Here is an 18,601-nt window from a genome sequence, read left to right on the forward strand (position 1 = left end):
TTCCGCCCTCCTTTACATCGCAAGGTCATGCGCGAGTCTGCGTACGAAGTTATCGTAATCCATTCCGTTGTTGATATGGATAGGACCGGTTATGTTTATCGTTGGTGCGGACTTACCGCCGCCGCTAACGCCACCTTCTCCGCGATAACGCTTCGCTTCTTCGCGTGGGAGAACGGTTTCGCCAGCGTGAAGTCGTGCAGTATAACCGTTATAAGGCACGTTATCGAGACCGCCACTATGTCCGCGATATTTCGAAGTGCCTTGAACTGGGGCGCCCATATAAGTCTGCCCTTTGATGTACGACTCGCCGGGCGCGAGATTATCCAGCTCAGTACGAAACTCTTTTAGTCGTTTAGATTGATCATCATTAGCACCAGGAATTACAGACTTTATTGCATCAGGCACGAGGTTTTGTTTTAGTCCATCAATAACCCCGTTAGCAATTCCTGTGCCTATATCAAGACCGATAGCAGTAATCTCCGGAACTAATGCCTTTAACCCAACAACTAAAAAATTCGTTATTTCAGAAACTATGGACTGAAAGTACCCCTGCCCAGCACTACCCCACCACTCTCTAAATGCCTGCATAACGTCTTCGAAAATAAAAACGATTTTGCTAGGAATGTCAGGCAGCTTTTGAAACTCCGGATTGTCGATAAATTTCGTCTTAACGTAATTCTTCGCTTTATCAACCATCGACTGTACACCCGCCACGATTTGCGGAGTGTACTTTTCTACGAAATCAGCCGCAGCATTAGCGAGATCCTTAACGATAGGCAATACCGGCATCATGCCAGCGATCTGCAGCGTCTCCATTGCGCCACTAAACTGCTCGACCGCACCTGCAGCGTTATCCATCTTCTTACGCGCAACGTCTAACGCCGTGACCTTCGACATCTCCTCGCGGAACTGTTCAACGCCTTCTGCGCCTTCTTTGAACAGTATCGTAGCTGCACGAACAGCGTCCGTACCGAACATGAGTTTTAACGCGTGCTGACGCTCTTGATTCGTTAACTTCGCCATGGATTTGCGTAATGTTCCCGCGATATCGTCGAGTGACTTAATGTTGCCTGCCGCATCGAAAAACTGGTTAGATCCGTCAGCCGTTACGAGTCCAAGCGCCTCAAACAACGCTATCTGGTCTTTTGTCACCGGCTGCAATGTTTGAAGCATTGTTTTCAACGACGTACCCGCATCCGATCCCTTAAGACCGCGGTTTGCGAATAGGCCGAGCGCAATGTTCGTATCTTCGAAATTCATCCCGAGACCTGCCGCTACTGCTGAAGTCATCGAAAGGGAATAGCGCAGTTCCTCAACGCCTGTCGCGGATGCGTTCGCCGTTCCCGCGAGTATATCCGCAGCTTGTGCCGCTGTCATTCCGTCCTCCTGGAACGCGTTAAGCGCGGTTGACATGATTTCCGCAGCCGCAGCAAGATCCAGTTCACCTGCCGTCGCAAGGTTAAGTGCCGCTTCTAGTGCGCCAGCTTGGACAGTTGCAGGCGAGAGGCCCGCCTTGAGTAGTTCTTCGATTGCCTGTGCGGCTTCGAGCGCGTTGTATTTCGTATCTGCGCCCATTTCTAACGCAAGTGTTTGCATCTGCGCCATCTGCTTGTCCGTCGCGCCGGTTAACGCCTGAACCGACGACATTTGCGCTTCGAAATCCATCGCCTTACTAAGCGATTTATAACCGACATATCCGGCGGTACCTATCGCAGCAATGCCGCCGTAAAGAGCGCTCCTTCCTATACCACCGGCGATACTGCTGAACACACTCTTCGCCTTATTGCCGAGCTTACCCATCGCTTGAGTTGCGTTTTTACTCGCGCGCCCGACTCCTTTAATTTCGTGTGCTACGCTGCCGGCACTCCTGGATACATGTGCCTGTGCCCGTGCTAGTTGATCGTTTGTGTCCGTGTATAGCTTGGTTGCTTTTTTTGCGCGCTCAGTCATTTTTTCAACGTCACGCAAGGTTTTTGAAGCACCGTCATCCTTTATCTTAATGCGCCCCAGAAGCTCGAAACTCATCGCGTCACTTCCTTAACCAACGCATGATAGGCGCGTTCAAACTTCGTAGCCGCCTTACTTAATGCCATCATCTGCTTTCGTGATTGACGTGATCCAAACGCATATTCACTATGGATGCGGTCAGTCTCCGTCATTTCTTCCGCTATCGTGGCCGCCCAATAGCCGAATCTCTGAACTACTTGAACGCGCGATTCCTTTAGTAACGCGGCATCCCACGTAAAATGTGCGTACTCAGTCGGAAACAGTTTCCTAAATCCGTAATCGCCAGGACGCCGGTACGTTGTTATCTGCTCTAAAAGCGGCAAGGTATCGATAATGCGGATAATAGCGTCGCCTTCTGCCGCAGTAATTTCGTTAGTTTTCATTGCGTAGTCACCCCCATATAAAATAAAAAGAGGACCCGTTAAGGTCCTCCGTTAATAAGTCCGTTATTATTCGAATGTAATCGCTCTAATCGTACCGTCCGCCGTGTATTTCGTGGTCAGCATCGTCTTATAGTCGTCGGTTATCGTTACGCCTTCCGGCAGCTTGACGGTAAGGTTGACGCCGCTTTGTTGTCGGTCTGAAAGTTTCATTAATACTCCGCTTAAGTTAGTTTCGATCGACGTTACTGCGGACATCTGATAACCCGTTCCGCCAAACTCACCTAATTCGATAGGAGAGCCATCTTCTAGAGTTACATCCACACCCCAGAAGATGGCATGCACACGGGAATGATAAGTTTTTCTAATTGTAAGTGTTCCGTTCATTTTAGATCCTCCATTTCAATAATTTGTACTTGCGCAAAGATATTACCGTTCCTAACGTCCAGGTGACGGATGAGCGCTTCTGGGTTTTCTTCTGTGAACTTACGAAGGGCTTCCGCGTTTTCGAAGTTCATATGCTGCTCTTTGACAGCGGCAACCTTACCGTCGTTATTTCGATAACTACTAACGGCTCCATAGTTAATAATCATTAGCGCACACCCGTTCGAACAGCAGAAGTAACTCTATGACTATTGTTCATGTTAATAGGTAGGTGTTTATATGTCCGATGTATCATTTTTAGATTCCGGTATGCCCTGTCCACACCAACATCTCCGAGCAATTCAACGACTTTGATATGCATTAGATCCGTATTGGTTACGCTACTCAATTCGGAATACAGTCGTCTAATAGTCGCGCCATGCTTGCCGTTAGCCGCGCCTTCGATCCGCTCTAGCTCGTCCATTAGCGCTAGTTTCTGTCCGTTCGGCATTTGCGGAGCCAGGCGTACCAACTCCTCAAGCACACTAGAATCCCCGGCGTATTTTAACGCGTTAGCGGCTTTTGTGGCGTGCTGTCTTGCGGACTCCTTTTCAGTTTCCGTAATATAGCGGCGGAAGCGAGCAGCATCTTTTGCGGCTTCTTCCTGCATTGCTTTGTATACATCTCTCCATTGCTGGGTTAGTTCGGCAACCTCTTTATCGAGTTTTTCTTGCATCTGCTTTACGTAGTAATCGATCGCACCCTCAACCTTATAGACCGGATCGTCGGATTGCGTGATTTTGTTGTACTCTTCGCGATATTTCTCTACCTTTTGTGTGATTTGTCTTTCGTACTCATCTGGCGCATCAACAACGACTCCCTTTCGTTGATTTTGGATCAGATGTGCCTCTGAATAATCAAGCCCAGCCACCAATCTCCCTGCTTCGTGTCCATTAAAAGATTCCTGCATAAATACTCTGTAACTCATTTGTCATTTCCCCTTTTTATAAAGTTTTTATATTAAACTAGTGCGATCTTGATGGCTGCCTGGCGGCCGTCCTTCTCGCCTAATTCGTAACTAACGCGTTCACCTTGTGCCAGATGTGTTAACCCTGGATCGGTGCTATCTCTTATATGAAAGAACAGATCCCTGCCTTGATCCTGTTTGATAAATCCAAAACCGCGATGATCGCGATACATAACGACGGTACCGGTCAATCTGTTAACGCGTGTTTCCGGCCTCACTTTCTTCGTTGAACTCTTACGAATACTCGACCCAATCAGCGAGTAAACCTCCGCCATCTCTTCCGCGCCTAAACCGTTCCACGTCTTACTATCGATAAACATCGTATTACCTCCGTTTTAAATGTTGTTTTGATAAGATCATTGGCGCGAACTTGCGTATGAACTCCTCGGAGACCTCCTCGCCGTATTGAATCGTGTACTCACGGCCGGCTTCATCTCGCAAGGTGACGATTCTGCGGTAATATTCGATTGGTTCGATCGATACGACCCGTATTTGCTTAGCCATTCCGTACCGCCTCCTCCGTAGATATCGATCGCCTCTATAATTCCGCCGCGCACCATAGCCTGTCCGACGCCATACGTCTTTTTAGGCGATGTTTCCTTACAGAACTCGATCGTAATCTTTTCGATAAGCTTGCAGCGCTTAACGTCGTCCATACCGCACCAGGTTCCGATAACTATTTGCCGCCCAACAAACGCGATTAATTCGTCATACAACTCCGGCACCTCGTCCGATGGGAACGGCTCGAATCGAATCGGCCATCGCGCGCCATAATCTACGCTAATCATTTCGCCTTTCGCCCCTTTTCGTTTAATACAACCAATCGCAAATAACGGCAGTCGTCCGCCGGTTCCCGGAAATACTTACAGCGCGGATCGGACTCTTTTTGTAGCCCTTGCATGAGCGTGCATGTGCGGTCCGGCTGCATGAAATCGCACCATGTCACGGCTTTAGATTGATATTCGTTCATGTTCCGCCTCCCCTCCGTCAGAACTGTGCAACTATGGTACGGTTTTCGTTATTTTCGCTTGATTTTAGGCACGACAAATAGACCGCTAAAGCGTTTATACCTTCCGGTCTGTGAGCGCCTCATATGCCGCCGATTTTACGTTTTCTGGACATTAACGCCGAGCAAATGGCGCGCCGATCTCTTCCGTTTCGAGTCTATCCGATACTGTCGCGCATAGATAACTCCGTCCTTCTCGTAAGTTGCCATCTCGATAAAGTCCGGTCGGCTTCGACGGATCTTGCGCATGACCTCTGGATCTTCCGTGTAAATTGCGTGTTCGCTGTTGTTCAGCTTCCAGATTGCGTTGTCCATTTGTACACTCCTTTTTGGGCATAAAAATAGCGCTCGGCTTCGATCTGCCTGCGCTTAATTGAATAATACCTTTATTGCGGCTAATGATTCTGCCGATCCTGCGAAGACAATACGCGGATTGACGATGATACGACGTTTTCTTTTGTCGTGTACGTTATGCGGTAGATAGAACACCGGCTTTCCGTCGAGTTTAATTGACTCGAGCGCCCGGCGTAACTTCTGCGTATCTTGATAGTGGAGCAGCGCCGCCAGTCGGTCGAGATCCATCGGTTGTAATCGATCCTCGTCGACCTCTTCCGGATTAAAGCAGACGATATTCGTCGAGAAGCTCACGAACGGAAGCACCGCATATATCAGCGCCAATTGTTTAACCGCTCGCCCGCCGTACGTTTCGTAAAGCTGGCGCACCGTACTCCGAAACATCCGCGTATGACGATAATCATCGAGACTGTAGCCGACTTCGGCCAATACACCGCGATAGAAGACGGACGGGTTAACGTATATATCGCCATACTCTTCCTCGATACTGACGATTTCCTCGTCTTGAAGCTTTCGGAAGAACTCCGAGAAGCGTGCGCGGCTCATATTGAGAAGGCGTTCTAATTCCTTTCGATTAATAGGCCTACCGTTATCGTATTGAAGGCGTCCGGAATAGCCGGTATATGTGCCGACGTACATAAGGCGCGCCAGATCCGATTGAGTTAACGAAGGGAATCGCTCACCTATCGCCATGCAGCCGCCGAATAGTGCGAAAACAAAGCCGCCGTTCTCCTGTTCATGTGCGGCTATTTCCCCTTTCGCTTGAAGGCCGCGTACTTGCTTGTCCGTCGTCTTCAGCATAATTTCGAATGTGCCGCCGAGTTTGTCGCCAATCTCGTCTTCGATCGCTTGTTTCTGCGCCAGGACTCCGCGCTTTACTGACGGTGTAAGATTGGACCATCTTGCGTGTTCTCTTTTGCGGTCAGCTAATGCCAAGTGATCACCCCTTATACTTTGTGAAATTAATAACACCCTGCTTTTCAGGCACAAATATGCCGAATTACCCTGCTTTTCGGGAACACGTCGAATCGCTCAGAAGCCGCGTCACACAAGGGATTTCGTCGTTTTCAGCGTTTCTATCCCTCTTATATCAGACTATTTCCCTTTAAATCTACGCGATGAAAATATGAGATACATGCCGTGTAATCCGCTGTTATTGTTGTCCGGGGAAAACCGCCCGTCCATCTGTCCGGCGTTGCCGTCCAGAAACGTGTCATTTCAAAAGCGATTCTTGTACCCTTCAAATGAATACGCGATGAAAATATATGGTACACGACGTCGCCGAAGGCGGCGGAAGTGTCGGGTGCTCTTCCCGAAGTCTTTTCGTTACGGCGGAATAATTGCGCTATCCTATACATTGCCGCGACTTAGATGACCGCGCTTCGTCCGTTAACACGGTGATATACGCTTACCAAGTCCGCGATCTCTCCGTCTGTTAGCGGTATTGATTTACGAATACGCGACTCTACGTGCGGAAGTAATGCCCTTTCGTCACGTTCGATTGCGCCAAGCAGCGGACATGAAATGCCGGCTTCTCTTGCGAGTTTACCTTGAGACATACCGAGATTCGTACGACAAATGCGAATGATTTCCGATGTGAGTTTCATTTTAATAGCCTCCTTCGTGGTAGTGGTTTATTAATACAGTGGTGCAAATAAAAACGCCACCGTCACGCCGTCAGGTATGCGACGCGCTGGCAGACTGGATTCATAGTGCGTAACCGCAAACGTATTTGAAATATACGGTATTCTTCATAATATGAAACTAACTGACCCCTTAAAATATGGGTTGCAAAATCATGATTTTTGTGATATGTTTAAATAGGACACTTATAAACTTTGTTTTCCTCTCACTGTTCTAAATATACTGTCAACTTGGGACAATTATAATGAATATATCTCAAGTTTTTTTCTAATTCTCGCCAATCTCTTCCGCGCAGTCTCATACGGTAGCCCACTAACCCGCGCCACATAAGCGCCCGAGACGACATATTCCCCTTTCGCTGTGACGTTATAGCCCTCTTCTCTTCCTTCGCGCATGTCCTCTTCTACCGACATAATCAATTTCTGCAGAAACTCCGCATTCTGTTCGCTCAATTTTTTCGTTAACACCCATTCCGGTATTTCATAACCGATTACGGTCATAAGCGCACTAGAAAATCGAGGCCTCATTCGCCGATCACTCCCGGATTTACGAACGCGACGCAATCCGTTCCTATTTGCTTGTATGTCATAGTACCGTGTCATAATTGCATCATTTACATAGCTGACGATTTCCCTATCACTTCTATCAGCATCAACGTACTTGAGGACATACGCTAATGCCTGGCGCATATCTTCCATAACTTCAACACGGATTCGCGCTTCTTCTTGATTTGCTTCCTCTTCTATCGTGATGACTTTTGTAATTAAACTCCGATATATCTTATACTCTGTTTCATTATGATTATCCTTAAACCGTTGCTCTATCTCGACATCTTTGCTAATGAGCCAATAAAGCAATTCCGTATTAATTTCAAACGTCAATACGTATCTGTCTGTGTCGATCGGTTCAAACGGTATCCGCATTCCGCAATCCAGAATCAAAATCGATAAGTAGCGATTTATCTCAGGATACGCATAACGCTGAGGCTGGCGAATATACCACGCGTTTTTAACAGCTTTCTCTCGTATTGCTTTAATCCTATAAGCGATATATAAATGCGGCTCACTCAAGGTTATGCGGATATCGCTTGTTTCAGATGATACATATCTTCGCGTCGGGTCCTCAGTAAAATCGATTTCCTCGACGTCTTCCATAATACGATCGATTAAGGCAGTATCTTCGGTTTGTTGATATGCATTGATAGTTTGCTTTAAGTCCACTTAAAAACCTCCACTTCAAAAATGAAACGTAAGATCGCTGTTACCCGTATTGTATAACAAAAGCGGAAGAGTGTCGCCACACTCTCCGCAGTTGTCTTTCCGGTCAATGTGATAATTACGCAAGGTATTCCGCCAGGTCTCCGTCTATTTCTACGTTATAGTACCGACGTAAACGGCGGAGTGACCTGAGCGCAGTGTTGTGGTGAAGGCCTGCTCGTCCACTTATAGAGGTAATCGACTCTTTCGCGTTACTACTTAATGCCATATCCGCGATAAGAGCCGCAGTTTTTTCTCCGCTACGATCAATAAGCGCCCGTATAAACTCAGTCGTGTCTGGTTCGATACGATCGACAGTTCCTCCAAACTCCGCGTCCGATTCTGGGTAATATGTACGTTCCCGCCAACGCGCATTTTTGCGATATATTTTGAGCCTAGTAAATCGCATACTTACATAGAGTAAACGCCGAATATCCGTAATATTATCTCTACTAGCAAGACCAAACAACACGTCGTCAAAGGAAGCTTCCGCATCATATACGTCTCCGGCACCACTCGATAATACCTTTGATTTATGCCACGACTTCACATCCGCCAGCGCTATATATAATTCCGTAAAACTCTCGTTATCAAGTGCCTGTCTATAACGCAAATAACATTCCTGTGCGTGAACATCTGATACTTTCATATTAACTCCCCCTTTATTTGAGCCAATAGCTGAAGTGCGATCCAATTTCCACCGCTCGTCCTCACGTATAACCTTCCATTGATTAGACAACCTCCACGAAACACACCTGACTCCTCCTAAGATTTAAAAATGGGTACAACAAATAAACAGAAAGTTGTGGATTTTTCTGTGAATGCACTGTATACTATTATCTGTACGCATAAACGTACAACCTGTGCTTTGATTATACTGTACTCATATGCGTACAGTCAATACCTTTTTAGGAGGAATTTAAATGGGATTAACAATAAAGGTTACATTCGGTGAAATATTAGAAGAACGAGGGATGTCTTTGAATGAATTGTCGGAAAGAGCTAATGTTCGACGGGCCGCTTTATCAGAATTAGTGAATGGGAAACGAGAAAATATAAATTTCGAACATATAGTTAAGATTGCAGAAGCACTAGATATCTCTGACATTAATCAAATAATTTCATTGGTTAAAGTGGAGGAGAAAAATGATAACGCGTGATCTCTCGAAGGATGTACACTTCCTAGTAGCAGCGCTGTCCGAGACGCTAATTTGCGTCTACGAGGAGGACGCCGCATCGGTCTATGTACCTGCGGAAACTGGGTACGTTGATAAATACACACCGAATCATGTGCGAATCCGGAACGCAGAGACTGGCGCACATACATACTACTCGCGGGATTCAGCGATGTTCCAGCGTATATAGAACGAACAAAAAACGCCTTGCTGTCGCTCAATAATAGCGGCAAATTAGGCGTTTTTTTTGGTTCCACGTAAAGATGTGGAACTGGACGAAAAAGGGCTTCTAAGGAGTCCGGTGTTTATTAACTTCGTTGAATACGGATCTTACGTATTCATCCCTCATCGAGTGAAGCTTTTTTAACGTTGGCGTAAAAAAATGTGGGTCATTCACGTGTTTTGCTAGTCCTTCAAGATCAGGAAACAATGTGTAATGATTTACTCCCATTTGACGTAAGAAGTCTCTTGCATCCTCATAAACATCGAAAGTCAGAGATATTTTGAGAAGTTTTCCTTCTCGAACAAGCTCTCCATTATACTCAAGATCTAGAGGAAGCATTGAGTTACCTTGCAGTGTAAACACGCCTCTTTGAGCAACCATCCTTTTGCTATTTCTTGCCGGGTAGAGCGCAATGGAGTTTTCAGGAAAATTACTGCGCCTATTCACCAAATCATCATATGAAGGCAAATCTTGGTGAGTTGCATAAGAGGCGCCCATATTTAGCTTCTCGTTTAAAGATAAGGGGCTTAGAAGCCAAATAGAAGCTGGTTTTTCCAATTCCCAATCTATGAATGCAAAGAATAACGCAGTTGTAAATGATTCCGTCCAATCTAATAATCTAGTTCTCACTCCGTGGTGTTGCATGATGCTAAGTAGGTTCCAAGAAGATTCACCGTGGTCTAGGTGGCCTAGGTTAAGGTATTGTTTATACTTTGCCAATTCAGAGCCTAGAAAGTGGTCTATGTTGTCCCACTCTTCTCTAAACAAACCTGAATTTAACTCAAAGTCCATATCGGAATGTCCTCTATACCATACTGCTGAATAATTATCTTGAAACTCTTTAACTGTATTAAGGATATTTAACCATTTATCAGAGTAGCCCATTTTTCCCTCCGTAAGTTAATTAATTACACCGCATATTCAAACGTACAACTCTCGCGAGGATAACGCTCGCCACCGACCACAACGCAATTCTCCGTTATATCTTCGATCCGTCCGCTGCCTATTAGCTCGTCCGCAATAAATACGACGATCGCCGTCTGGTTCATTTTCGCGGTGTAAAAGTGGATATCAGAGGTTAGCGGCTTCATAAAACGATTCAATTCGATTCACCTCGCGTTCGTTACCGAAATTTTACCATATAGCGGTATGTTTGTCCGCAAAAAAAACCGCTAACCCGTTAATGGGCGCGGTCTTCTCCTTTTACTTCCGATAATATCTTCCGGCGAATGTACAAATAAAATTCAAGAAGGTCATTTATTATTTCTTTGGATAACCCAGGTTTATTTTTTGTAAATTCTTTAAACTCAGCATGAAGAACATTACGATACTGAACAGACGTCCGCGTATAGTTATCCGCAACCTTTTCTTTCAATGGGTTGTAGACTTCAATAATAACTTCTTCTCCCCGTTCTTTCTCATCCTTATTAAATATAGGCCCACCAACATACCATGCACTTTTTAATAGATCGTCTCTTAAGTTGTTCTTTGACATCGTTGTCTCAACTCTCCTATGTTCTAGTTGCAGCGACAAGGTTAGTCTATCACGTTACATAGAAGTTCGTAAATATTTTTTTGACATCGTTATAATTTCGTGATATAATACGTCAATTTTCGTTGATCGTGCGTCAAATTGCGTTTGTTTTGCGTTCGATCACACAGGATGCCTGAAAGTTGACCGCTATTTCGCGTCACATCAACGGTTTACCGGGTTTACGTGGATTACCGGTTATGTCCGTTTTAGCGAAAATCACCGCGAAATAAGCGCCTGTATGTGTCAGTCATCCGCTAATACTCCGACGCAATCAGAACACCTATTTCCGCGGCTTGATTCGCTATACCGTACCGAATATGCACACTTATCGAAGGGATACTGGTATTCCGTTAAACAACACGTACAGTATTATAGCCGCGATTATGATGCCGAAGAATACGCCGGTCATTGTGTCCGCCGTTCCGACCGGTTCCGGCTCGTCGAGTTTATTTCGATCATCCATGCGATAGCCCACCTTTCACCCCGAAATATTCCGCTTAAACTGAATCGCCGTCCACTCCGCAAGTGCCTCGGCATAGCAATCATGAAAGACGCCGACCGGCGAATAAACGCTAGGCTTCGGCAATCCCGTCCACATATCAACGGCCTTTGTGAAATACCGATCCGCAGCTAAATCGATAACCTCCGCCTCTAGTTGACCTTTGTACCTTCGCGTCAGCATCGCAAAAATATCGGTGAAATATTGGTCAAATAGGCTTGCGGTATCGTTTAGCGGCAGCTTGCGTAAAGCTTTAGCCAGCGCTTGCAAGATGGCGTCGTTGGCGCTCTTATCTATTTCTCTCTTAAAGTCATTATTATTTAAATCATTAATTACTTGTGTCGCCGGGTCTTCCATATACGGCTTTTCCGTTTGTAGAAATTCCGGACCTGGATCGTCGATAATCGGCCGCTCATAGATTACCGTTTCCATTCCGGTTATCCTATTCGATTCATCGCGCGTTTGCCTTCGCTCAACATAGCCGCAAGTTTCTAGCTCTTTTATTGCCGAATAAACAGCGTCACGTCCGTCCTTCGATCGCTTAACAAGATCCGCAATATAAACGCGCCAGTTGCTTGGCTTCGATAATAGATACGCGAGTAGACCTTTCGCCTTCCACGTTAAACGCTCGTCCGATAAGAAGAACGGATCAAGAATCGTATAGCCACTATCACGTTTTGATACGCGGACAATGCCGCCTGATGGCTTCGTCATATTAGCGCCCTCTCTTTCTCGCGCGTGGTACTCCAAGCCGCGATATTTGAGAGTATTGTGTATGACTATCTCGCATAGCCTCCTCGTTTACCTTAACGTAGCCCTGCGTTGTCTTAATATCCGCGTGCGCAACGATACGCTGCAGCGTGAACAGATCTCCTCCGTTAAGAAGATAGTTTGTTATGAAGTAGTCCCGAAACCGATGCGGTGATACTTGCGTCTTAGATGTATCAATCCCGGCTTCTGATACATATTGGCGCAGTCTCTTGCGAAATTGATCCGCCTTCAACCGATCCCCGTAATTTGAAACGAAGACATATTGCGTATTGAAGTAATCTCGCGTTTCTTCCATTAAGAGGATAACCTCGCGCAGCACGGAAGCAGTTACCGGTACAATACGAGGCTTACGGTTTTTATTTAACGGTCCAGGCAGACGTATGCACCGCGCCTTAATATCGATGAATGAGTCTTCGAGTTGAAGCGCCTCATTTATCCGTAACCCCGAATCCGCGAGTAGAAGCATCAGCACATAATCCCTATAGCCTGCGAACGTGGTCGTATCGGCAGCCGCAATAATTGCCGAAAGTTGCTCGTCCGAGATTATGTTCTTTTCTGCAACATCCTTACGCGGGGCTTTAATCTTCTCAGCTGCGTTAGTCTGCGTTAATCCCTCCGTCCCCCAAAACTTACACATCGTCTGCAGTGCGCGAAGTCGAGAAGCTACAGTAGCCGGTGAAAGCTTCTTACCATCCTTTTTACGACACTCTACGCCTTCGTAACGCTTGTGTTCGTGTGACATGTACTCTATGTATTCCCGGAGCGTAACAACTGTGATTTCCCCAATCAGTTCTATCTCCGGGTGTACTCGCGTGAGCCATTCACGAAAATATCGCCAGTAATTTTTATAATCTGCGAGTGTGCGCTTTCGTACGCCTTCCGTTCTCTTTGCGCTGTAAAACAAATCGAATCCAATATCTAACGTTGTCGAGCCTATATCCTTAGCGCGAGTCGTACGTTTGCCTATAACGGCTTGTTTACCTTTGCGCGGGTCATTATTCACGACAAAAAGCCCCCTACAATGTACTGTAGGAGACTCCGATTTGACCGCCTATTAGCGTCTACGCTCGTCCATTTCAACGGCTAGAATGCGTCGACCTGGCGCTGCCTATCCGTGACATTCAACGAACGTCCAAACGTTGATATGGCGGGAAATATTAACGTAAGATGCTGGTGAAGGGAATTGAACCCCCGGCCTACGCATTACGAGTGCGTTGCTCTACCCCTGAGCTACACCAGCGAATAGGATGACATAAATAAAACAACAAAAAATATTATAACTCTTTGACGTGAAAATGCAACCCTTTTTATATGAAAAAAGGGCAGGCTAATCCTCGTTACCTGCCCAGTTTTTCCTGCACAGATTGCAGCTTTTGCTTACTCGAAGAGACTTGGTCCCGTCGGTCGTCGATTTTGACGGATGTGGATACCCGCTTGGCTCCAGACAGGAAAGGCGCTTCATGCAGAGCAGCAATGGCACCCCATACAGAGTTAAGCTCTCCTTCAATAATCGTGCTCATCGAGGTCAGTTCGTATGAGATCCCCTCCTGCTTCTCCAGCACCCGCTGCATCTCCGCAACATACATACTCAGGCTGGTTGTGGCCGTTCCGATCGGGATGACGGTAACTTCCGCAATTGCCATTTTATTTCACCCTCCTCAAACCTTTCGAATATTAATATTGTATCAGCCAGCAGCAGCATTTCAAAATTTTACCCCCCTATAGTCCCATTCAAATATATCCCCGTAGTCCCTACGGTTAGAAGTCTTATAGCTTCATTTTTAAGGTTTTGTCCTGCGTTAATATCTCTATCGTGATGTGCGCCACAATTAGGGCAGTCCCACTCACGAAGTTTTAGATCCTTGACCATTTTGCCTTGTACTCAAGCATTGTTCTAAATTGTGACCACGATACTTCACTAATTGCTTTAGCCAGCTTGTGATTTTTCAGCATATTTGATACTTGCAAATCTTCAATACCAATTACATCGTGGTTTTTGATGATTTCAGTAGTGATTTTCTGCAAGTAGTCTGTTCTTGAATTAGAGATTCTTTCATGGATTTTTGCAACCTTAACACGTTGCTTGTTCCAATTCGAACCACCTTTTATACGTCTGGAAAGGATACGCTGCGCGTTCGCTAATTGTTCTTCAAGTTTGCGATACCATTTTGGATTTTCGTATGGTGTTCCATCTGAAAGGGATGCTAAAGTTTTTAATCCAACATCAACACCAACAGAAGAAGCTGTTTTTTCTAATGGTTGCACTTCTGTTTGAGCAAGAATGGACACAAAGTATTTTCCGCTTGGATTACGTCTAACGGTAGCATTCAGAATAGGACCAGTCACTTCACGACTTTTAGCAAAACGAACAAGACCGAGTTTAGGTAATTTAATTTTGTTGCCTACTATAGCAATATTTCCATTCGTTTGCTTGGTTGTGTAGGATTGACCTTGTTCTTTTTAGACTTGAAGCGTGGTGCATCATTTTGCCTTTTGAAGAAACGATCAAACGCATTCGCAAGATTCTTTAGCGATGACTGCAAGGAAATACTGTCCACTTCTTTTAACCATACGAATTCTTTTTTCAGGTTTGTAAGTTTAGCTGAACACGAATTGTAGTTTAATCCTTTACCTGTTTCGTTGTATGCGTCACACCATTGTGTCAAAAAACGATTGAATACGAAACGAGAACAGCCGATTGTTTTAGCAATTAAAATTTCTTGTTCCTTATTTGGATAGATGAGAAATTTATATGCTTTGTTTACAATCACTGTTCTCACCTCACTTAGTGATTTTGAATGTACTGTTGTTCTGTGCTTCTGTATGTTTGTTAATAGTTACCACAAAGTAAGAAGGGTTCCAAAGACGAACTCCCCACAGTTTCTTTTTTAGCTGTGGGAACTCTTTAAAAAACAGTCTTGTTGCTCCCCCTTAATACATTGAGAATCCCAAATATAGGATAACATACGTCAAGATAGTTTTTGTACCAACTATCAGTGTCTTTTCTAATTTACAATTTAACATATTCGGACAATTAACATGTCAAAAGACACGCCTTGTCCGAAGCCAATTCATCTCACGATTAAAATCGCGAGTGTTCTCAGCTAATTCATAAAGCGTGTATCACCGTATAAAAGGTCGTAATTCGAAGAAATGTGCGAAATCTCACTCTCTTTTGGCGGTTTGCGAATTGGCGGATTTTTCGGTCATTTGCTATAATTCAACTTGCGTCAAATTTTAAGACAACAGTTTACAAACACAATATATTGGGTTAAATTTAATAACATCAACCAAATATAGTGTGTACAGGTGTCTGGCGTCCCATATAGCCGTCAGACTTAATAGGGAAGCATGGTGCAAATCCATCACGGTCCCGCCACTGTATAGGGATTCAGAGCGCATTTTTGCGATTTTGATATGAATTCGGCTTTATGCCACTGAAGGCTAACATGTTAGGCCTTTGGGAAGGCGCCGAACTCTATACCCCAAGTCAGGAGACCTGCCTGTATACAGCACGACATCTATCCTACGGGAAATTAGGAAAGTGTTCACTCTTTTGCGTCTGTACATAACAGCAAGCCCTAAAAATAGCGGCTTAAGCTAGTATGCACATATTTATTCACAGCGCACACGAACATTTTCAACCTCCCCAAGGTTTGGAAAATGTTTTTTTAATGTTCTTTTTCCCATTTTTCCCGAGAAAGCGAGGAATTACCTATGCCCCAACTCGTAATTAAACCGAACAACCGTCAACTTGCTTTTGATGAAAACCGTCTCTCTGTTTATGCCGACCGAATTTTGAACGAACTGGATATGCTGAGCAAGGAACAATTGCTTCGCGGTGTTCATTCCAAACTTCGTGGCGACAAAGTGACCGGCGATGAGATTAGCAGCGCATTCACGATGTCGGCTCTTGAGCTTGTTACCAAAGAGGAACCGAACTGGAAGTTCGCGGCAGCACGTTCACTTTTAACTTCCCTATATAAAAAAGCGGCCAACCACCGCCGTTACAAAGCTTATCCGGAAGAGCCTTACGGCGCCTTCTTCCCCCTCATTACAGAGCTAGTACAAAAAGGAATTTACCGTGAAGAACTTCTGGAATGCTACACCAAAGCACAGATTGAAGAGCTCGGAGAAACGATTGATTATACCCGTGACCTGCTGTTCGATTACATCGGACTACTGACGCTGGCAGAGCGTTACCTAGCAACCGACTTTGACGGCCGAGTGATGGAGCTTCCACAGGAGCGTTACATGGTCATCGCGATGTACCTCATGCACAAAGAGCCAGCTGAGAAACGTATGGAGCTTGTAAAAGAAGCCTACTGGGCGATGAGCAACATCTACATGACGGCTGCAACGCCGACGATGTCCAATGCTGGTAAAAAGGTAGCCGGCCAGCTGTCCAGCTGCTTTATCGACACGGTAGATGACTCGCTCGAAGGAATTTTCGACTCCAACACCGACATAGCACGTCTCAGCAAAATGGGCGGCGGTATCGGCGTTTACCTCGGCAAAGTCCGTGCCCGTGGCTCCGACATCCGTGGACACAAGAACACCAGCTCCGGCGTTATCCCTTGGATCCGCCAGCTGAACAACACAGCAGTTAGTGTAGATCAGCTCGGCACACGCAAAGGCGCCATCGCCGTTTACCTGGATGTCTTCCATAAAGACATTCTCGCTTTTCTGGACCTGAAGCTGAACAACGGTGACGAGCGCATGAGAGCACATGACGTGTTCCACGGCGTATGCTTGCCTGACCTGTTCATGGAGGCTGTAGAAGCCCGTGATGAGTGGAGCCTCTTCTGTCCTCACGAAGTGAAGAAAGTGATGGGCTGGAAAGACGAGAACGGCCGCCCGCTTGGTCTGGAAGACTTCTACGATGAGAAGCTTGGTCAAGGAATGTTCCGTGAAAAATATGCAGAAGCCGTAGCACATCCGCTGCTCTCCCGCATTACGGTTCAAGCGATCGATATCATGAAACGTGTCATGAAATCGCAACTGGAAACCGGAACACCGTACATGTTCTACCGTGACACCGTAAACCGTGCCAACCCGAACTCTGCACACGGTATGGTCTACTCTTCCAACCTGTGTACTGAAATTATGCAGAACCAATCGGCTACAGTTATTGAACATGAAGAGCTCGTAACCAAAGATGGACAGACCCGCATTGTCATCTCCAAAGTTCCTGGCGACTTTGTTGTCTGCAACCTGAATTCCATTCATCTGGCACGTGCAGTCCCAGCTGGTGTACTGGAGCGTCTTGTACCGATCCAGGTGCGTATGCTAGATAACGTCATTGACATCAACAACATCGAAGTGCTGCAAGCACAATACACGAATAGCCAATATCGCGCTGTCGGCCTTGGAACCTTCGGTCTGCATCACCTGCTGGCCCTGGAAGGCATCCGCTGGGAATCCGATGAGGCGGTTGCATATAATGACAATCTGTATGAAAAAATTAACTACCTGCTCGTTAAATCCAGCATGGAGCTGGCTAAGGAAAAAGGGCATTATCCGAAGTTCAAAGGCTCCGACTGGGAGAGCGGCGAGTACTTTACGTACCGCGGTTACACCGACGGCGAGCATGAAGGCAAGTATGTAACGACCGAGCAGTGGCGCGAGCTGCAGCAGGAAGTACAGCAAAGCGGTGTCCGCAACGCATGGCTCTTTGCCATCGCGCCGAACGGCTCCACTTCGATTATTGCCGGCTCAACTGCCAGTATTGATCCGCTGTATGAGCTTCTCTCTTATGAAGAGAAAACAACGTATAAAATTGCCAACCCAGCTCCCGATCTGTCCGAGAAGACGATCTGGTATTACAAAACGGCCTTCCTGATTGATCAGAACTGGTCCATCAAAATGGCTGCTGCCCGTCAGCGTCACGTTGACCAGGCTCAAAGCTTCAACCTGTACGTTCGTCCAGACATCCGAGCTTCGGAGTTCCTAGAACTGCATCTTCACGCATGGAAGGCCGGCTTGAAGTCGACCTACTATGTGCGCAGCCGTGCGCTTACTATTGAAGAATGTGAGAGTTGTGCAAGCTGATCGGAATATATGGAACTGTTTAGGTAAACCCTTTTTTTCGATCCCTCCCAAACCCTCCCTTCCAAGGGAGGGCCCCAAGGGCTCTGCCCTCTGGACACCCGCAAGATGCGAGACACGTTTGTGAGGCGATTGAAAAGTTACTTTGGTGCTAGGATCGCTTTCTCCCTTCGGGAACGCTTTACTTTTAGAGCGAAGATAATGAGTTACGTTCGGCGCTCTTTTGAGTGACTTCCTGCTTGGAGCGCTCTCCCTTTGGGATTTACTCTACGTTTGTGCATAACTTATGAGCTACTTTGTGCGTTCTTTTGAGT

Annotated in this window: 24 protein-coding genes, 1 tRNA gene, 1 pseudogene and 1 riboswitch; of the genes and pseudogenes, 3 read left to right on the plus strand and 23 right to left on the minus strand. The window is 46.0% G+C overall.

Annotated elements, in window-relative coordinates:
• Nucleotides 1–12: 12 nt before the first annotated feature.
• The 13 genes from B9N86_RS26170 to B9N86_RS26230 all read right to left on the minus strand — a co-directional run bounded on the left by B9N86_RS26170 (nucleotide 13) and on the right by B9N86_RS26230 (nucleotide 8,686).
• Nucleotides 13–2,025: a phage tail tape measure protein gene (locus B9N86_RS26170; RefSeq protein WP_244562852.1), complete on the minus strand. Its 2,013-nt coding sequence runs from the start codon at nucleotides 2,023–2,025 to the stop codon at nucleotides 13–15.
• On the minus strand, nucleotides 2,022–2,390 hold the full coding sequence (locus tag B9N86_RS26175; protein WP_208915996.1) for a hypothetical protein: 369 nt from the start codon (nucleotides 2,388–2,390) through the stop codon (nucleotides 2,022–2,024). The genes B9N86_RS26170 and B9N86_RS26175 overlap by 4 nt, the downstream gene beginning before the upstream one ends.
• Before the next feature lie 66 nt (nucleotides 2,391–2,456).
• A complete protein-coding gene (locus tag B9N86_RS26180; protein WP_208915997.1) occupies nucleotides 2,457–2,774 on the minus strand; it encodes a hypothetical protein in 318 nt (105 codons plus the stop codon).
• Nucleotides 2,771–2,980: a hypothetical protein gene (locus B9N86_RS26185; protein WP_208915998.1), complete on the minus strand. Its 210-nt coding sequence runs from the start codon at nucleotides 2,978–2,980 to the stop codon at nucleotides 2,771–2,773. Before B9N86_RS26185 ends, B9N86_RS26180 begins: the two co-directional genes overlap by 4 nt.
• Entirely contained in the window at nucleotides 2,980–3,738 is a 759-nt protein-coding gene (locus B9N86_RS26190) for a hypothetical protein (RefSeq protein WP_208915999.1), read from the minus strand. The genes B9N86_RS26185 and B9N86_RS26190 overlap by 1 nt, the downstream gene beginning before the upstream one ends.
• Nucleotides 3,739–3,770: 32 nt before the next feature.
• Nucleotides 3,771–4,097, minus strand: a complete 327-nt coding sequence (locus B9N86_RS26195) for a cold-shock protein (protein ID WP_208916000.1) — start codon at nucleotides 4,095–4,097, stop codon at nucleotides 3,771–3,773.
• 36 nt (nucleotides 4,098–4,133) lie between these two features.
• Nucleotides 4,134–4,565: a hypothetical protein gene (locus tag B9N86_RS26200; protein WP_208916001.1), complete on the minus strand. Its 432-nt coding sequence runs from the start codon at nucleotides 4,563–4,565 to the stop codon at nucleotides 4,134–4,136.
• Nucleotides 4,562–4,747, minus strand: coding sequence for a hypothetical protein (locus B9N86_RS26205; RefSeq protein WP_208916002.1), 186 nt, complete (start codon nucleotides 4,745–4,747; stop codon nucleotides 4,562–4,564). Before B9N86_RS26205 ends, B9N86_RS26200 begins: the two co-directional genes overlap by 4 nt.
• Nucleotides 4,748–4,882: 135 nt before the next feature.
• Complete coding sequence (locus B9N86_RS26210; protein WP_208916003.1) at nucleotides 4,883–5,098, minus strand: hypothetical protein; 216 nt, start codon at nucleotides 5,096–5,098, stop codon at nucleotides 4,883–4,885.
• 54 nt (nucleotides 5,099–5,152) lie between these two features.
• Entirely contained in the window at nucleotides 5,153–6,073 is a 921-nt protein-coding gene (locus B9N86_RS26215; RefSeq protein WP_208916004.1) for a hypothetical protein, read from the minus strand.
• 431 nt (nucleotides 6,074–6,504) lie between these two features.
• Entirely contained in the window at nucleotides 6,505–6,744 is a 240-nt protein-coding gene (locus B9N86_RS26220; RefSeq protein WP_208916005.1) for a hypothetical protein, read from the minus strand.
• 276 nt (nucleotides 6,745–7,020) lie between these two features.
• Nucleotides 7,021–8,001 (minus strand): hypothetical protein, encoded by a 981-nt coding sequence (locus B9N86_RS26225; protein ID WP_208916006.1) that lies wholly within the window; start codon nucleotides 7,999–8,001, stop codon nucleotides 7,021–7,023.
• Between the two features lie 115 nt (nucleotides 8,002–8,116).
• On the minus strand, nucleotides 8,117–8,686 hold the full coding sequence (locus tag B9N86_RS26230) for a hypothetical protein (protein WP_208916007.1): 570 nt from the start codon (nucleotides 8,684–8,686) through the stop codon (nucleotides 8,117–8,119).
• Nucleotides 8,687–8,960: 274 nt separating this feature from the next.
• Between B9N86_RS26230 and B9N86_RS26235 the strand changes: the two genes are divergently transcribed.
• Together B9N86_RS26235 and B9N86_RS26240 are read left to right on the plus strand one after the other, a co-directional pair.
• Nucleotides 8,961–9,197, plus strand: coding sequence for a helix-turn-helix domain-containing protein (locus B9N86_RS26235; protein ID WP_208916008.1), 237 nt, complete (start codon nucleotides 8,961–8,963; stop codon nucleotides 9,195–9,197).
• On the plus strand, nucleotides 9,184–9,402 hold the full coding sequence (locus B9N86_RS26240; protein ID WP_208916009.1) for a hypothetical protein: 219 nt from the start codon (nucleotides 9,184–9,186) through the stop codon (nucleotides 9,400–9,402). Before B9N86_RS26235 ends, B9N86_RS26240 begins: the two co-directional genes overlap by 14 nt.
• Nucleotides 9,403–9,501: 99 nt before the next feature.
• Here the strand turns inward: B9N86_RS26240 and B9N86_RS26245 are convergent, their stop codons facing one another.
• From B9N86_RS26245 to B9N86_RS31055, 10 genes and pseudogenes are all read right to left on the minus strand, one after another.
• Entirely contained in the window at nucleotides 9,502–10,320 is an 819-nt protein-coding gene (locus tag B9N86_RS26245) for an FRG domain-containing protein (protein WP_208916010.1), read from the minus strand.
• Between the two features lie 23 nt (nucleotides 10,321–10,343).
• The gene (locus tag B9N86_RS26250) at nucleotides 10,344–10,538 is read right to left on the minus strand and encodes a hypothetical protein (protein ID WP_244562853.1); all 195 of its coding nucleotides are present in this window, start codon (nucleotides 10,536–10,538) and stop codon (nucleotides 10,344–10,346) included.
• 77 nt (nucleotides 10,539–10,615) lie between these two features.
• A complete protein-coding gene (locus B9N86_RS26255; protein WP_208916011.1) occupies nucleotides 10,616–10,930 on the minus strand; it encodes a hypothetical protein in 315 nt (104 codons plus the stop codon).
• A 364-nt stretch (nucleotides 10,931–11,294) separates the two neighbouring features.
• Entirely contained in the window at nucleotides 11,295–11,432 is a 138-nt protein-coding gene (locus B9N86_RS26260) for a hypothetical protein (RefSeq protein WP_208916012.1), read from the minus strand.
• A 15-nt stretch (nucleotides 11,433–11,447) separates the two neighbouring features.
• Complete coding sequence (locus tag B9N86_RS26265) at nucleotides 11,448–12,182, minus strand: helix-turn-helix domain-containing protein (RefSeq protein ID WP_208916013.1); 735 nt, start codon at nucleotides 12,180–12,182, stop codon at nucleotides 11,448–11,450.
• Between the two features lies 1 nt (nucleotide 12,183).
• On the minus strand, nucleotides 12,184–13,242 hold the full coding sequence (locus B9N86_RS26270) for a tyrosine-type recombinase/integrase (protein WP_208916014.1): 1,059 nt from the start codon (nucleotides 13,240–13,242) through the stop codon (nucleotides 12,184–12,186).
• 165 nt (nucleotides 13,243–13,407) lie between these two features.
• Nucleotides 13,408–13,479 (minus strand) — tRNA-Thr (locus B9N86_RS26275).
• A 97-nt stretch (nucleotides 13,480–13,576) separates the two neighbouring features.
• Entirely contained in the window at nucleotides 13,577–13,882 is a 306-nt protein-coding gene (locus B9N86_RS26280) for an MTH1187 family thiamine-binding protein (protein ID WP_208916015.1), read from the minus strand.
• Between the two features lie 68 nt (nucleotides 13,883–13,950).
• A pseudogene (tnpB, locus tag B9N86_RS26285) lies at nucleotides 13,951–15,010 on the minus strand (IS200/IS605 family element RNA-guided endonuclease TnpB).
• A gap of 10 nt (nucleotides 15,011–15,020) precedes the next feature.
• Nucleotides 15,021–15,155 (minus strand): transposase, encoded by a 135-nt coding sequence (locus B9N86_RS31055; RefSeq protein WP_208920787.1) that lies wholly within the window; start codon nucleotides 15,153–15,155, stop codon nucleotides 15,021–15,023.
• Nucleotides 15,156–15,529: 374 nt separating this feature from the next.
• Nucleotides 15,530–15,760: riboswitch (cobalamin riboswitch) on the plus strand.
• Nucleotides 15,761–15,956: 196 nt separating this feature from the next.
• On the opposite strand from B9N86_RS31055, the gene B9N86_RS26295 reads away from it, so the two are divergent.
• On the plus strand, nucleotides 15,957–18,290 hold the full coding sequence (locus B9N86_RS26295; protein WP_208916016.1) for a ribonucleoside-diphosphate reductase subunit alpha: 2,334 nt from the start codon (nucleotides 15,957–15,959) through the stop codon (nucleotides 18,288–18,290).
• Nucleotides 18,291–18,601 lie beyond the last annotated feature (311 nt).

It is taken from the genome of Paenibacillus uliginis N3/975 (genome assembly GCF_900177425.1).
Lineage (GTDB): Bacteria > Bacillota > Bacilli > Paenibacillales > Paenibacillaceae > Paenibacillus_AQ > Paenibacillus_AQ uliginis.